This is a genomic window from Acetobacter suratthaniensis, assembly GCF_017377745.1.
GTDB classification, from domain to species: Bacteria; Pseudomonadota; Alphaproteobacteria; order Acetobacterales; family Acetobacteraceae; genus Acetobacter; species Acetobacter suratthaniensis.
In genome coordinates this window covers 124,455-137,707 of sequence record NZ_JAFVMG010000004.1, presented here as the reverse complement: position 1 = coordinate 137,707, position 13,253 = coordinate 124,455, and the positions used below count along the sequence as shown (strand labels likewise).

The 13,253-nt window shown below is 59.1% G+C and carries 13 protein-coding genes; 4 read left to right on the top strand and 9 right to left on the bottom strand.

The features are described 5' to 3' along the window. Positions 1 to 74: 74 nt before the first annotated feature. The 4 genes from J2D75_RS06345 to queA are packed head-to-tail and all read right to left on the bottom strand — an operon-like array spanning position 75 to position 3,648. Positions 75 to 320 (bottom strand): ribbon-helix-helix domain-containing protein, encoded by a 246-nt coding sequence (locus J2D75_RS06345; protein ID WP_207853917.1) that lies wholly within the window; start codon positions 318 to 320, stop codon positions 75 to 77. After that, complete coding sequence (gene queG / locus J2D75_RS06340) at positions 317 to 1,381, bottom strand: tRNA epoxyqueuosine(34) reductase QueG (protein ID WP_207853968.1); 1,065 nt, start codon at positions 1,379 to 1,381, stop codon at positions 317 to 319. The genes J2D75_RS06345 and queG overlap by 4 nt, the downstream gene beginning before the upstream one ends. A 34-nt stretch (positions 1,382 to 1,415) precedes the next feature. Continuing rightward, on the bottom strand, positions 1,416 to 2,576 hold the full coding sequence (gene tgt, locus J2D75_RS06335; RefSeq protein ID WP_207853916.1) for a tRNA guanosine(34) transglycosylase Tgt: 1,161 nt from the start codon (positions 2,574 to 2,576) through the stop codon (positions 1,416 to 1,418). A gap of 19 nt (positions 2,577 to 2,595) precedes the next feature. Further along, entirely contained in the window at positions 2,596 to 3,648 is a 1,053-nt protein-coding gene (gene queA, locus J2D75_RS06330) for a tRNA preQ1(34) S-adenosylmethionine ribosyltransferase-isomerase QueA (protein WP_207853915.1), read from the bottom strand. A gap of 219 nt (positions 3,649 to 3,867) precedes the next feature. Between queA and J2D75_RS06325 the strand changes: the two genes are divergently transcribed. Both J2D75_RS06325 and J2D75_RS06320 read left to right on the top strand, forming a co-directional pair. After that, positions 3,868 to 6,171 carry a TonB-dependent receptor gene (locus tag J2D75_RS06325; protein ID WP_207853914.1) on the top strand — a complete coding sequence of 768 codons (2,304 nt, stop codon included), beginning with the start codon at positions 3,868 to 3,870 and terminating at the stop codon, positions 6,169 to 6,171. Further along, entirely contained in the window at positions 6,158 to 6,877 is a 720-nt protein-coding gene (locus J2D75_RS06320; RefSeq protein ID WP_207853913.1) for a tetratricopeptide repeat protein, read from the top strand. Before J2D75_RS06325 ends, J2D75_RS06320 begins: the two co-directional genes overlap by 14 nt. A 267-nt stretch (positions 6,878 to 7,144) precedes the next feature. Here the strand turns inward: J2D75_RS06320 and J2D75_RS06315 are convergent, their stop codons facing one another. Then, a complete protein-coding gene (locus J2D75_RS06315) occupies positions 7,145 to 8,029 on the bottom strand; it encodes an FkbM family methyltransferase (protein WP_207853912.1) in 885 nt (294 codons plus the stop codon). A gap of 848 nt (positions 8,030 to 8,877) precedes the next feature. Between J2D75_RS06315 and J2D75_RS06310 the strand changes: the two genes are divergently transcribed. Both J2D75_RS06310 and J2D75_RS06305 read left to right on the top strand, forming a co-directional pair. Then, positions 8,878 to 9,090 carry a hypothetical protein gene (locus tag J2D75_RS06310; RefSeq protein WP_207853911.1) on the top strand — a complete coding sequence of 71 codons (213 nt, stop codon included), beginning with the start codon at positions 8,878 to 8,880 and terminating at the stop codon, positions 9,088 to 9,090. Positions 9,091 to 9,100: 10 nt separating this feature from the next. Continuing rightward, positions 9,101 to 9,595: a kinase inhibitor gene (locus tag J2D75_RS06305; protein WP_207853910.1), complete on the top strand. Its 495-nt coding sequence runs from the start codon at positions 9,101 to 9,103 to the stop codon at positions 9,593 to 9,595. A gap of 27 nt (positions 9,596 to 9,622) precedes the next feature. Here the strand turns inward: J2D75_RS06305 and J2D75_RS06300 are convergent, their stop codons facing one another. The 4 genes from J2D75_RS06300 to J2D75_RS06285 form a co-directional block, all read right to left on the bottom strand. Further along, entirely contained in the window at positions 9,623 to 10,372 is a 750-nt protein-coding gene (locus J2D75_RS06300; RefSeq protein WP_207853909.1) for a methylenetetrahydrofolate reductase, read from the bottom strand. Continuing rightward, positions 10,369 to 11,280 carry a bifunctional methylenetetrahydrofolate dehydrogenase/methenyltetrahydrofolate cyclohydrolase gene (locus J2D75_RS06295; protein ID WP_207853908.1) on the bottom strand — a complete coding sequence of 304 codons (912 nt, stop codon included), beginning with the start codon at positions 11,278 to 11,280 and terminating at the stop codon, positions 10,369 to 10,371. Before J2D75_RS06295 ends, J2D75_RS06300 begins: the two co-directional genes overlap by 4 nt. A gap of 224 nt (positions 11,281 to 11,504) precedes the next feature. Continuing rightward, positions 11,505 to 12,692 (bottom strand): GNAT family N-acetyltransferase, encoded by a 1,188-nt coding sequence (locus J2D75_RS06290; protein ID WP_207853907.1) that lies wholly within the window; start codon positions 12,690 to 12,692, stop codon positions 11,505 to 11,507. Between the two features lie 87 nt (positions 12,693 to 12,779). After that, positions 12,780 to 13,241 (bottom strand): RidA family protein, encoded by a 462-nt coding sequence (locus tag J2D75_RS06285; RefSeq protein ID WP_207853906.1) that lies wholly within the window; start codon positions 13,239 to 13,241, stop codon positions 12,780 to 12,782. Between the last annotated feature and the right edge of the window lie 12 nt (positions 13,242 to 13,253).

Sequence of the window (13,253 nt, the reverse complement as noted above, 5' to 3'; positions counted from 1 at the left end):
CCCAGTCTATCATGCTGCGGGGCACTCTTCCACAGGTGGGTGCAGGGTAGCGGGCGTTGCAGCCATGCCCGTTACTATGGTTCTGGCGCTTGTGTGTCGGGCAGGCGTGCCTGAAGCCATTCAAGGGTAAAAACCCGCAGGGCCGAGGCTAGAGACTGGCCCGGTTTGCGGCCGGCATCCAGGCGTGTCACCAGCAGGGCCAGCCCTTCGCCCTCCTGCGTGGCAGCCTGATCCAGCACAGCCCAGAAAGCGGGTTCCAGAGCGACGCTGGTATCGTGTCCGGCCAGAATCAGGCTGCGTTTTTTCAGGTGCAGGCTCATGGGGCGGGGGCTTCCGGGAGAGTGGGCTGCGCCAGCGCCCATTGTGCGGCTTCTGCAACAACGGGGTTGGGGTCGTTCAGCAGGGCGGCAGCGCAGGGGCGCAGGGCAGGCAGGCCACTATTGCCAATGGCGATCAGGACATTGCGGATAAACCGGTCACGCCCGATGCGCTTGATAGGTGAGCCTGAAAACAGTGCGCGGAAAGCCGCATCGTCCAAAGCGCTCAGCCGGGCGAGTTCTGGGGCCATCAGGTCGGCCCGGGGTTGAAGCTTGGGGTGGCGCGAGACTCGGGCAAAGCGGTTCCACGGGCAAACGGCCAGACAATCATCACAGCCATAGATACGGGTGCCGATACCCCGGCGCAGCTCAAGCGGGATCGGCCCTGCATGTTCAATGGTCAGGTAAGAGACGCAGCGCCGGGCATCCAGTTTGTACGGGGCTGGAAAAGCATCGGTCGGGCATGCGCTCAGGCAGCGGGTGCAACTGCCACACCCGCCCGCCGGAATGGCGGAGGGTGCCAAGGCGAGTGTTGTGTAGATTTCACCCAGAAACAGCCAGCTTCCATGCTGGCGCGATACCAGATTGGTGTGCTTGCCCTGCCAGCCCAGCCCCGCCTGTGCAGCCAGTGGTTTCTCGGCCACGGGGGCCGTATCCACAAACACTTTTACCTCGGCTTCGGGGTGTTTCAGTTTTGTGGCTTCGCTGATCATGAACTGGGCAAGATGCTTGAGCATGCCCTTGATCATGTCATGGTAATCGCGGTGGCGGGCGTAGACGGATATGGTGCCCCTATCAGGCGGCAGAGGCAGGCGCGGGTCTGTTTCGGGGGCGTAGGACACACCAAGGCTCACCACGCTGCGGGCCTGTGGCCACAGGGCGGTGGGCTGCGCACGCTCGGCCGTGCGTTCGGCCAGCCAGCCCATGCTGCCATGGTACCCGCTGGCCAGAAACTCTTCCAGCCGGGCGCGCACCTCCGGGCCGAGATGGGCCGGGCAGAACCCGATGGCATCAAACCCCAGTGCCAGCGCTTTATCCCGGATGCGTTCCGTCAGCCGCGCCATGCCCGGTGTTTCGGCTGGTGGTATGGCCGCGCTATCAGGGGGCAAGGGGTATGGCGGGCTGGGGCATTTCATCATCTGTCCAGTCGCTGGCCTGCCACCCGGCGCGTAGTGTGTCCGCCAGAGTTTGCAGCGTGCCAGTGGTAATGGCCTCGCGCATCTGGCGCATGAGGCGCTGGTAATAGGCGATATTATGCCATGTCAGCAGCATGGGGCCGAGAATTTCATTGGCCCGGAACAGGTGGTGCAGATAGGCGCGGCTGTGGCGGGTGCAGGCCAGACAGTCGCAATGCGGTGAAATGGGGCGGGAATCCGTTGCGTGGCGGGCATTGCGCAGGTTGAGCGTGCCGCGCTCGGTATAGGCGCGTGCGGTGCGGCCCGCGCGCGTGGGCATAACGCAGTCGAACATGTCCACCCCGCGCATGACCCCGCCCAGCAGGTCGTCCGGTGTGCCAACCCCCATAAGATAGCGCGGCTTGTCCTGCGGCATCAGCGGTGTTGTGGCTTCCAGTGTCGAGAACATGAGGGCCTGCCCCTCACCAACCGCCAGCCCGCCAATGGCGTAGCCTTCAAACCCCACATCCGTCAGGGCTTTGACACTTTCGGCCCGCAGTTCCGGCTCGGTGCCGCCTTGCACGATACCGAACTGGCCATAGCCTTCGCGCTGCACATAGGCCTCGCGCGAGCGGGCGGCCCAGCGCATGGACAGGCGCATGGAGGCGGCAATGGCTTCCGGCGGGGCGGGCAGGGCCGGGCATTCGTCAAAACACATGGTAATGGTGGCATCCAGCGCGTGCTGGATGTCTGTCGAGCTTTCAGGCGTCAGCCGATGTTCCGAACCATCGATATGCGAGCGGAAGGTTACGCCATCCTGATCCAGCTTGCGCAGCGCCCCTAATGACATGACCTGAAACCCGCCTGAATCGGTCAGAATCGGGCCGGGCCAGTCCATGAAACGGTGGAGCCCGCCAAGCGCACGCACCCGTTCCGCACCGGGGCGCAGCATCAGGTGGTAAGTATTGCCCAGCACAATGCCCGCGCCGGTGGAACGCACGGCATCCATGGTCATGGCCTTGACCGTACCAACTGTGCCAACCGGCATGAACGTTGGTGTGGAGACAGGGCCGTGGGCGGTGTGCAGCGTGCCCGCACGGGCAGCGCCGTCGGTGCTTTCGCATGTCCAGTGGAAACGGGTCATGGCAGGGGTTCCCGGGTGGTCAGTCGGTGGAAAGGCGCAGCAGGCAGGCATCGCCATAGGAATAGAAGCGATAGCCCGAAGCAATGGCGTGGTCGTAAACCTGCCGGGCGCGTTCAACCCCCGCAAAGGCCGATACCAGCATGAACAGCGTGGAGCGGGGCAGGTGGAAATTGGTCATCAGCACATCCACCGCCCGGAACCGGTAACCCGGCCGGATGAAGATGGCGGTATCCCCCGCGAAGGGATGCACTACGCCATGTTCGTCCGCAGCACTTTCAAGCAGGCGCAGCGTGGTGGTGCCTACGGCGATAATCCGCCCTCCCGCCCGGCGTGTGGCGTTGATGCGCTCGGCCGTTTCAGGGGTGATGACACCGCGCTCCGTGTGCATGTGATGGCGCGAAATATCGGCTTCGCGCACGGGCAGGAACGTGCCAGCCCCGACATGCAGTGTCAGGGTGCAGCGCTCTACGCCACGGGCATCCAGTGCGGCCAGCAGCGCGGGTGTGAAATGCAGCCCCGCTGTGGGGGCCGCGACAGCACCGCGTACCTGTTCGAAAATGGTGGCGTAATCCTGCGTATCGCGCTCGGTCGGGCCAGCGGGCCGGTGGATATAGGGCGGTAGCGCCAGCACGCCCGCTGCGCGCAGGAAGGTATCGAACGCATCGCCCTGAGCGCTAAAGCGCAGAATGGCAGCGCCCCCTTCCTCCAGAGCGACGACTTCGGCTGTGTGTTCGGTGTTTTCGAATGTCAGCGTATCGCCGGGTTTGAGGCGGCGGGCGTTGCGCACCAGCACATGCCATGACGTATCGGGGCGGATCTGGTCGAGGGTTACGCCAATCCGGGCCTCGCCCCGCCGGGCCTGCAACTGTGCGCGGATAACGGCGGTGTCGTTGGCAACCAGTAAATCCCCCGGCTGGAACAGATCGGGCAGGTCGCGGATATGGCGGTCGATCAGGGTTGGGGCCGGGGCGGTTGCATCCAGCAGGCGCGCGCTTTCACGCGGGCGTGCCGGCTCCTGTGCGATCAGGGACTGGGGCAGGGGGAAGTCGAAATCTTCTGTGCGGTCGCTCATGGTGGGCCGGGTTTACGCAATAGGGGCGTGCAACGCCAGAGAAATGCCGCGCGGCTGGTCGGGTGGGCCTGTGGGCTGCCCGGACAGACATTTTAAGCATGTGTCATATTCAGATTGATAATAAGAATCATTATCGTTATGAGTGCGAGAGTAAATTCTAATTTATAATTCGCAACTCTGGAGAAAAAGGATCCGTCCGTGAGGCCGATTTCTGGAAAAATGACTGACGCAGCCTCGAATCTTACGCTGCTAGGCGCAACCGTGTGGATGGGGGCGCAGTCTTTCGCCTTTGCCGCTGATGTCGATGTGGACCATGCGGACGGTAAAAAGCGAAAAACCTCCGACCATAAAGATGCCGGGCAACATAAAACCGTACCGGGCTATGAACAGGTTGAGGTTATTGGTCAGTTCAGGAATCGTTCCCCGAAATTTACCGCGTCCATTCTGGATACGCCCAAAAGCGTTTCGGTGATTTCGCGCCAGATTCTCGATGAAACAGCCTCCCATACACTGGCCGATGCCCTGCGCAACGTGCCGGGCATCACCATGGGTGCGGGTGAGGGGGGTAACCCCGTGGGCGACAGACCGTTCCTGCGTGGTCAGGATGCGCAGTCGAGCACGTTTGTGGATGGCATGCGCGATGTGGGTGCCCAGTCGCGCGAGACATTCAATGTCGAATCCATTGATGTCATCAAGGGTGATACCGGCGCAATCAGCGGTCGTGCGGGTGCGGGTGGCGCCATTGTCATCAACAGCAAGATGCCGAAACTCGCCAACTTTATTGATGCCAATGTCGGTTTTGGTAATGCCGATTATAAGCGCGCCACGTTTGATGGAAACTGGAAGGTGGCCCCCACCGGGGCTTTCCGTTTCAACCTGATGGTGGATGATGAGGATAAGGCCGGTCGTGGCCCGACCCATTTCGAGCGCTACGGTCTGGCGCCCTCGTTGTCATTCGGGCTGGGTACGCCCAACCGTGTTACGCTCATGTATTATCACATGCAGAATTTCGACACGCCGGATGTCGGTATTCCGTATAATAACCCGACCTTCCGGGCCAGAACCGATGGCGCCACGCCCAGCATGGTAACGGGCAGCGGTGCGCCTGTCTCGGTGCCGTTTGATACATGGTATGGCCTCAAGGCGCGTGACCGTAATAATGACGGGATCGACATGGGCACGCTGCGTTTCGAGCATGATTTCAGCCCCAACCTGCATATCCGTAACTCGACCCGTTATTCGGAAACCAAGCAGGACGATATCTGGACGATGCCGGACGATAGTAACGGCAATATCTATTACGGCTATGTGTACCGGCGCATGAACAGCCGTATTTCCACCTTTGATACCGCCACAAACCAGACCGATTTCTACGGCACCGTGCACCTGCTCGGATTCAAGAACTCGTTTGCCATGGGCGCGGAGTTTACCCGTGAGCAGGGTAAGAACGATACCTATGCAGCGTTTGTAAACGGTGTGAACGTGACATCGGGTACGAACTACACGCGTTGCGCCACGGCTCTGGCGTTTTCGTCAGGCACCTGCACCACGCTGCTTAACCCCAATCCAGATGATGCTTATTCCGCCTCTATCCGGCGTGCGGGCAACCCCAATAGCACCCGTTTTGATACCAAGGCGGTTTATCTGACCGACACGATCACCTTCCTGCCGCAGCTTTTGGGTAACTTTGGTGTTCGTCTGGACAATGTGCAGAGCACGTTCCGCTCCGCCGGGGCCGAATATGGGCGGGGTGATAATCTGTTCACCTATCAGGGGGGGCTGGTGTACAAACCCGCGCCCAATGGCGCGATCTATGCCTCGTACGCGACATCGGCCATCCCGCCGGGCAATTCGGTCGGGCAGGGTTCGGATGATATTTCTCTGGGGGTTGATCGTACGGGCAATGTCGGCTCTGTTCTCAAGCCTGAACAGGATCGCACGATCGAGGTCGGTACGAAATGGAGCCTGCTGCATAACAGGATTTTTGTAGCAGGTGCGCTGTTCCAGATTGATGCGAGCGACTTCAAGATTACCACCGCAACAGGCGGGATCGCCAATGGGGGCAAGAAGCGCACCCGTGGGGGTGAAATCAGCATCAATGGGCAGCTGACCAAATGGTGGGAAGTGTCCGGGGGATATTCCTATCTTGATGCACGGCTTATCGAATACGGTGGCTCGGGTGCCAGTGCCGGGGTCATGAACGGACGCCATGCACCCAATACACCGGAAAACAGCCTATCTTTGTGGACAACATTCCGGCCGGTTGAAAATCTCAAGGTCGGGGGCGGTGTGTATTATATGAGCCGCATCTATGGTACGGATTCACCCACAGCACCAAAATTCGTTCCTGCATACTGGCGTTTTGATTTTATGGCCAGTTACCGCTTTCTCAAGCATTACACGTTGCAGCTCAATATCCAGAATATCGCCAATACACGGTATTTCATTCAGGCCTATACGACGCATTATGCCCTACAGGCACCGGGTCGTACCGCGATGGTCAACATGAATGTCCACTTCTGAGGAGCAGGCAGCGCTTCTGGCCCTTGTCACGCAGCAGGCAAGGGCAGGTGATGCACAGGCACAACTGGCGCTTGGCCAGTTGCTGCTGAACGGGATCGGTACCGCGCGGGACGAGAAGAACGCCTTCCGGTGGTTTCTGGCCAGCGCCCTTCAGGGGGTTGCCATGGGGTGCAACATGGTCGGGCGGTGCCGCGAATTGGGCTGGGGGGTTGCCCTTAATAAAGCCGAGGCCATGCCGTGGTACCGGCGGGCAGCGCAGGCCGGACTGGACTGGGGCATGTATAATTATGCAACCGGGCTGACACTGGGTTGGGGCGGGCCGCGCGATTTGGAAGCGGCCTTGCTCTGGTTCAGGCGCTCTGCCGCGCTGGGTCACTGTAAATCCTTTAATATTATCGGCAGTTTTTATGAAGATGGCTGGGCCTGCGCACGCGACCTGCGGCGGGCACGGGCCTGGTACGCGGCCGCCGCCCGGTGCGGGGATTTTCGTGGGCATTTCAATTATGGCCGTTTTCTCCTGCGCGAAAATCAGCCCGGGGATGCTGCGCAACATTTTGCCATAGCCCGCCAGTTGGGCACGGCGGCCTTTGTAGAAAAAATGGATGCTTTTCTGCTCAATGCAGACCGCCCTGACCTATTGGCGCAAAGGCCCTTTCCTGTCGGGGGAATGGGGGAGGGGGCGAGTTCCCCGCTTACTGTGCTCTAGCAGCCTGTCGGGTCGGGCGTTGGGTGGCTGATAACGCCAAGGTTAACCCGGCTGATGCTACCTGAAGCCGGGTCATTCTTTTGCAGTTATATGGGCGTACGACGAAGGTTCATTCAGTCGTGACGTTTGAAAGGCCACGCAGGCTGAATCTTCTGAAGCCCATGATGCGTTTGATAATTCCAAAGACCGGTCAAACGGGATGAAGCTGCTCTTCTTACCCTCTTACAATCCTGCCCCTTCACAGGGGGGGCTCAATACGACAGGCTGCTAGGACAAGATTTTTACATTTTGTGGGATGGCGCCCCGGATTGCAGCATAGTCTGCAGTCGGATAAAAATTGTTTTTATTGTAAGTGCTGTTTGCATCATGCAGCCCCCAGCAGGAAATATTTTTCCAGATACGGAAAATCTTAAATCCTGCCTGAACAAGAGGTGCTGATACATCTTGACTGACCAAATCTTTTGTATGGTGCTCGAAAACAACGGCACGCAAACTGTTATTTGCCAGCACGTCACTCAGTCCTGCCAGAGCCTGAGCCTCATGCCCCTCAACATCAATTTTTATAACCGTGGGGGCTGGTGCTTTGCTCAGCATCATATTCCCTGTAACGAGAGCAATCTCGTTATCCCCTTTATCCGAAATATGCGACCCGCCTGAATTATGCTCCACCCGCTGTATGTGCGCCGAGCCCTGACAATTGCTAACGGCCGCATTAACAGCCGTGGCTCTTTCAGGATAAGGAGTGACAATATTATTGCGTAGCAGATTAAATATATCAGGCAGCGGCTCAAAAGCCACCACACGCGCCGCAGGGAAACGGTGTAAAAACTCTACAGACATATAACCTATGTTTGCGCCTATATCCCATAGAACAGGATTATCGCCAGCAAACGCGCTCAGGCACTCAAAAACAGACTGATCAAAAGTCCCTGTGAAGAAAATATGCCGTCCCACCAAATCATTTGGGAAAACTGTTATGTTGGCTCCGTAAATTGTGGAGGTTTGAAGTGTTTCTTGATCAAACCGGAGAGAGCCCAGAAAAGTTTTATCAATGATACGGCCTTTCCCATTTTTGATGGGAAGCTTGCGCAACAGAAAACTCAGCAGAGGTAAAATAATTTTATTCTTACAGGTATGCGTATCATTTCCCATAATGTCATTCTGCCTTAATGTTTCATTTTTTACGCAATAGATTTTGGGGGCATAAACAGCGCTGCATTGCCCCGGAAACATGTTACCAAAGCCGCAATCAGGTTTTCTGAGATGAAAAACAGAGATGTGATGGCTCTGTATTCATGAATACTCATACACACTAGACGTTAATCCAATACAGATCATGTTTTTTTATGATCGTCAAGATGCCGGGTAGGATCTAGCACTACTTTGGCAGAATAGAGCTTAGGGTGTCTGTTGAAAGTCCATCTGCAATGAGGGCATTGCGTCAACAGTGAACGAGATAGGCGGTCAAGGATGGCTTGGCGCATTACTGGCAGCCCCGGCGCCAAATTACGGCTTGAGCGTTGTAGGCCTGCCGGTCTGGTGGGGGTTTATCATCCGGCTGTGCCTTTCCACCAGTCCGCCGAGGCACTGAAAATACCCCTCGCGGCCCCTACTCTACCGCCGCGCACGATGAAAATGCTACATCATCCGCAGGCAATCATGACTTCAGATTCAGCGGTAGAAGACACGGCTGCGATCGGTCAAACGCGATGAAGCTGCTCATCCTGAAAGCTTACCGCGCATATTTCCGCAGGCAGGCACTTTCAACCTGACAGCCTGTCAGGTGTTTTTTCTCGTCCGTGGCTAGACAGAGGGCTTTGGCCGGTGCGGTGCCCGCATGGGCGTGCCTTGATTGACATGCCCATGACGCGGCCCGTACAAAAGTGAAGGTCAAGGTTCGGACAGGAAAGCCATGCTTAAAGTCCGACCTTTTACCTTGCATGAAGGGGTGGCGCTGCGTCTGGTGCGCATGGCCCCTAGATCGACAAGGAGAAAAACACATGTCCTATGCCCTGCTTGATGCTGCCCGTGTCGCCAAGGCCGCCGAGGTTTCTCTGGGTGTGCTGAACAGCGTTACGGAAACATCCGAGGCGCATACGCGCAAGGTGATCATGATTGAACGGATTGAAGCTCTGGCGAAAGCTGCGGCGGAATCCGGACAGGGTGTCACCCTGACGTCTGAGGAATTCTGGCTGATCAGCCGTAACTGGTAAGGAACGAACCATGACGTTTGTTCTTGAAAGCCCGGGCTTTGTCACGGGCGATCTGCTGCCGCAGGCGCAGGTCTATGATGGCATGGGCCAGACAGGGGCCAACCTGTCTCCCGCGCTGTCATGGAAAGGCGCGCCCGAAGGTACCCGCAGTTTCGTGGTGACGGTTTACGACCCGGATGCCCCGACAGGTTCGGGCTGGTGGCACTGGGTGGTTGTCAATATTCCACCACAGGTGCGCGGCCTGCCAGAAGGCGCTGGCTCAGGCAAGGGTGGCCTGCCGGAAGGGGCTTTGCAGGTTCGGACTGATTTCGGTGCGCCGGGCTATGGCGGGGCAGCACCGCCGCCGGGCCGTGTGCATCGTTACGTCTTTACCGTTTATGCGCTGGATGTACCAACGCTTGATGTTTCGGCGGATGCAAGCCCGGCTCTGGTCGGGTTTATGGTGCACCATCACCAGTTGGCCGCAGCCAGCCTGACAGCTCTGTACGGCGGCTCTGCCCAATAACCTGCCTGCGGGTCTGGCTGGTGCGTTTTAGTCCAGCCAGGCCAGCAGCGGGGGCAGATACTGTTCGAGCTTGATGCGTACGGGCATCAGGTAGGCATTGCCCTGTGTCTGTGAAAGTTCGCGCAGCACCTTGCCCGCAAAGGCTACATTGGCCTCCAGCGTGGGGGCAAAGTCATGTGGGAAGACGATATGGTTCGTCGTTTCCCAGTATGAGCGCGAACGCGGGCCGATAACGGGTGAAAGACCCCAGAATACGGTCTCGTTCTTCAGCCACTCACGGCACAGGTCGAACAGTTTGTAATCAAAGACCGGCTGGGTAAAAAAGCCTTCAGCTCCGGCATCTTTTTTACGGGCGACATCTTCGAGTTCCTGCCATGGCGCGCGCCGGTAGGGATCGAAGGCCGCATAAATCCGCAGATGCGGCGCTTCACGCCGGTAGCGACGGATAATGCTTTCCGAACTGTTGGGGTAAGTGCGGCGCGACAGATCAGCCGGAGGGTCGCCATGCACGACCAGTACTTCCTCCAAACCCGGCTGATCTACGCCGGGCAGGGGGGCATCGGGGGCGATGTCGATGGCCCGCACATGCGCGATGATACGCTTGCAGTAAGGCTGCGCCAGTTTTGCCGCATCCCAGCTCCGCAGGGGAAAGCGCATGAGATCGGGAATATTGAGCGTATCCGCCGCAGGAAACAGGGTTTTGACGGTTCGGGCTTCGGCTATCAGGTCTTCTGCCGTGCGGGGTACCAGTTCGATAGAAAGGCGGGCCAGACTCACGGCAGTGTTCCCTCTATCTGCAGGCGTGCCGCAGCCAGCGTGTTGCTGAGCAGGCAGGCAATGGTCATGGGGCCGACACCGCCGGGTACGGGAGTAATCCGCCCTGCTACGGTTGCGACCTCGTCAAAGGCCACATCGCCCACAAGGCGGCTTTTGCCATCCGGTGTTGTGGTGCGGGTAATGCCTACATCAATCACTGTGGCGCCGGGCTTGATCCAGTCCTTACGTACCAGCTCCCGACAGCCGGTAGCGACCACCAGAATATCGGCCTCACGTGCGAGGGCGGCTGTGTCGCGTGTGTGAATATGGGCAATGGAAACCGTGCAGCCTTCCGCCAGCAGCATCAGGGCCAGTGGTTTGCCCACCAGATTGGAGCTGCCAATCACAACCGCATGCAGTCCGGTCATGTCACCCAACTGGTCGCGCAGAAGCATCAGGCAGCCAAGGGGGGTGCAGGGTACGATACCGGGCAGATTGACGGCCAGCCGTCCGGCATTGACCTCACCCAGCCCGTCCACATCTTTTTCAGGGGCTATGGCATTGGTCACACGGCGTGCATCCAGCCCGGCGGGTAGGGGGAGCTGCACCAGAATACCGTGAATTTCGGGATCTTTGTTCAGCCTGTTCACCAGCCCGAGCAGTTCTTCCTCGGAGGTGCTTTCGGGCAGCATGTGCATGAAAGAGCGCATGCCCGCATGGTGGGTCTGGATAGCCTTGTTGCGAACATAGACCTCGCTGGCCGGGTCATTGCCTACCAGAACCACAGCAAGACCGGGGGTGACGGTATGGCGGGCGTGGAATGCCTGCACCTCGTCGCGCACCGTGTCGCGCAGCGTGGAGGCGAAGGCCTTGCCGTCAATAAGCTGGGCGCTGTGGCCGGAGGAAGGAGGGGTGCTGGTGCTGCTCATTGCTTCTGTCGCCGGAAGGTGTGGTCTTGCTGGTGTAAGGAATGAGTCGGGCATACGCAAAAAGAAACGCCCCTGCAATGCCACGGATCACGATGGCGTGGGCGTGGCGCATGGGGGCCACACAGGCTGGGTGGTTCGCTGTGCTGTATCGGAACCCCTTGAATACCGCGCCCGGCACACAGCAGGCGCAGGCGCTTTCCCGCCCCTGCTGTGTGCCGGGCAGGTTATGACGGAGCGCTGTCCGATGGCTGAGCGGCCTGTGGCGGGTCGCTTTCCTTGCGGTAGGGCGAGAGGGTCATCAGGGCTTCGGCCTCAGCCCGGATAGCTGGGCGTTCGCTGTGCAGGTAGTCCTGAACGGCTCGCCGTAGAGAAGGGTTTTCCAGCCAGTGGGCGGAATGTGTCAGCACTGGCAGGTAGCCACGCTGGATTTTGTGTTCGCCCTGCGCTCCGGCTTCCACGCGTGCCAGACCGTGTGTGATGGCGAAATCTATTGCCCTGTAATAGCAGAGTTCGAAATGCAGGAATGGCCATTCGCCTCGGCAACCCCAGTTGCGCCCGAACAGGGTGGAGCCGCCCAGAACATTCAGCGCCATGGCCACCGGGGTCTGGCCGTGGCGGGCGACCATCAGCACAACGGCATCGCCCAGCCTTTCGGATAGCAGCGGAAAAAAGCTGTCCGTCAGGTACGCACGCCCCCATTTGCGGTCGATGGTGTCCTGATAGAAGCCGTAAAAGGCACGCCAGTCTTCAGCCGTTATGGCTTTCCCGCGCAGGGTTTCAAAAGTCAGGCCACAGGCATTGGCTTCGCGCCGTTCCCGTCGGATGCTTTTGCGTTTGCGGGAGGAAAGAGTGGCGAGAAAATCGTCAAAGCTGGAAAAGCCCTGATTATGCCAGTGATACTGCACACCAAGGCGTGGCAACCATCCACGCTCGTTAAGCAGGGCGCTTTCTTCGGGCTGGCAAAAGGTGACATGGACGGATGAAAGCCCCGTATCGCCACAGATCTGGCGGAGCGCATCGGCTAGCACGGCGCGGGTTTCTGGTGGGGCGCTGGGGTGGGCGAGCAGGCGGGGGCCGGGGGCAGGTGTAAAGGGTACGGCGCATTGCAGTTTGGGGTAATAGCGTCCGCCTGCCGCGTTAAAGGCGCGTGCCCATCCCTGATCGAACACATATTCGCCCCAGGAATGGTCTTTGAAATAGGCCGGACAGACGGCGGCAAGGCCCCCATCGGGGCTTTGCAAGCGCAGGTGGCGCGGTATCCAGCCTGTTTCGCGGCTGACCGAGCCGCTGTCTTCCAGTGCGCTTAAAAAAGCATGGCTGATGAAAGGGGCATCCGGCCCGGCGCAGGCATCCCACTGCGCGGGTGGGATGTCGTGAATGCTCTCATGCAGGGTAACAGCCCAGTCAGCCATGACGATCATGCTCCCTGTGGGCGCTTTCTGGTGGGCGCTTTCTGTGGGTACCGTGCTCCCACCCCGGAGGGGATGGGAGGCCGGGCATTACGCGATTTCGAACAGTCCTTCGACTTCCACCGGGGCATCCAGTGGCAGGGACGGCACGCCTACGGTGGAGCGTGCGTGGCGTCCGGCATCACCAAATACGGCAACGGCCAGATCGGACGCGCCGTTCATGACCGTGGCCTGCGCCGTAAAGTCGGGTGTGCAGGCAATAAAACCACCCAGTCGCACCACGCGCTTGACGCGTGAGAGATCGCCTATGGCGGCTTTTACCTGTGCGATCACGTTGATCATGCTGTAACGGGCGGCTTCCACGGCGGTTTCAACCGTGACAGCGCCGCCCAGCTTGCCAGTGGCGAACAGGGCGCCATCAAGCAGGGGCAGCTGGCCGGATACGACCAGTGTCGAGCCGGTCTGCACACAGGCAACATAATTGGCAACCGGGGCGGCGGGCACCGGCAGGATAATGCCCAGAGCCTGAAGGCGGGATTCGGGGGTGCTCATAGCGTTTTTTCC

Excerpts from the sequence above, each read along its gene's own strand:
- J2D75_RS06345 (WP_207853917.1), bottom strand. The coding sequence starts at position 320 with ATGAGCCTGCACCTGAAAAAACGCAGCCTGATTCTGGCCGGACACGAT.
- queG (WP_207853968.1), bottom strand. The coding sequence starts at position 1,381 with ATGGCGCGGCTGACGGAACGCATCCGGGATAAAGCGCTGGCACTGGGG.
- tgt (WP_207853916.1), bottom strand. The coding sequence starts at position 2,576 with ATGACCCGTTTCCACTGGACATGCGAAAGCACCGACGGCGCTGCCCGT.
- queA (WP_207853915.1), bottom strand. The coding sequence starts at position 3,648 with ATGAGCGACCGCACAGAAGATTTCGACTTCCCCCTGCCCCAGTCCCTG.
- J2D75_RS06325 (WP_207853914.1), top strand. The coding sequence starts at position 3,868 with ATGACTGACGCAGCCTCGAATCTTACGCTGCTAGGCGCAACCGTGTGG.
- J2D75_RS06320 (WP_207853913.1), top strand. The coding sequence starts at position 6,158 with ATGTCCACTTCTGAGGAGCAGGCAGCGCTTCTGGCCCTTGTCACGCAG.
- J2D75_RS06315 (WP_207853912.1), bottom strand. The coding sequence starts at position 8,029 with ATGGGAAATGATACGCATACCTGTAAGAATAAAATTATTTTACCTCTG.
- J2D75_RS06310 (WP_207853911.1), top strand. The coding sequence starts at position 8,878 with ATGTCCTATGCCCTGCTTGATGCTGCCCGTGTCGCCAAGGCCGCCGAG.
- J2D75_RS06305 (WP_207853910.1), top strand. The coding sequence starts at position 9,101 with ATGACGTTTGTTCTTGAAAGCCCGGGCTTTGTCACGGGCGATCTGCTG.
- J2D75_RS06295 (WP_207853908.1), bottom strand. The coding sequence starts at position 11,280 with ATGAGCAGCACCAGCACCCCTCCTTCCTCCGGCCACAGCGCCCAGCTT.
- J2D75_RS06290 (WP_207853907.1), bottom strand. The coding sequence starts at position 12,692 with ATGGCTGACTGGGCTGTTACCCTGCATGAGAGCATTCACGACATCCCA.
- J2D75_RS06285 (WP_207853906.1), bottom strand. The coding sequence starts at position 13,241 with ATGAGCACCCCCGAATCCCGCCTTCAGGCTCTGGGCATTATCCTGCCG.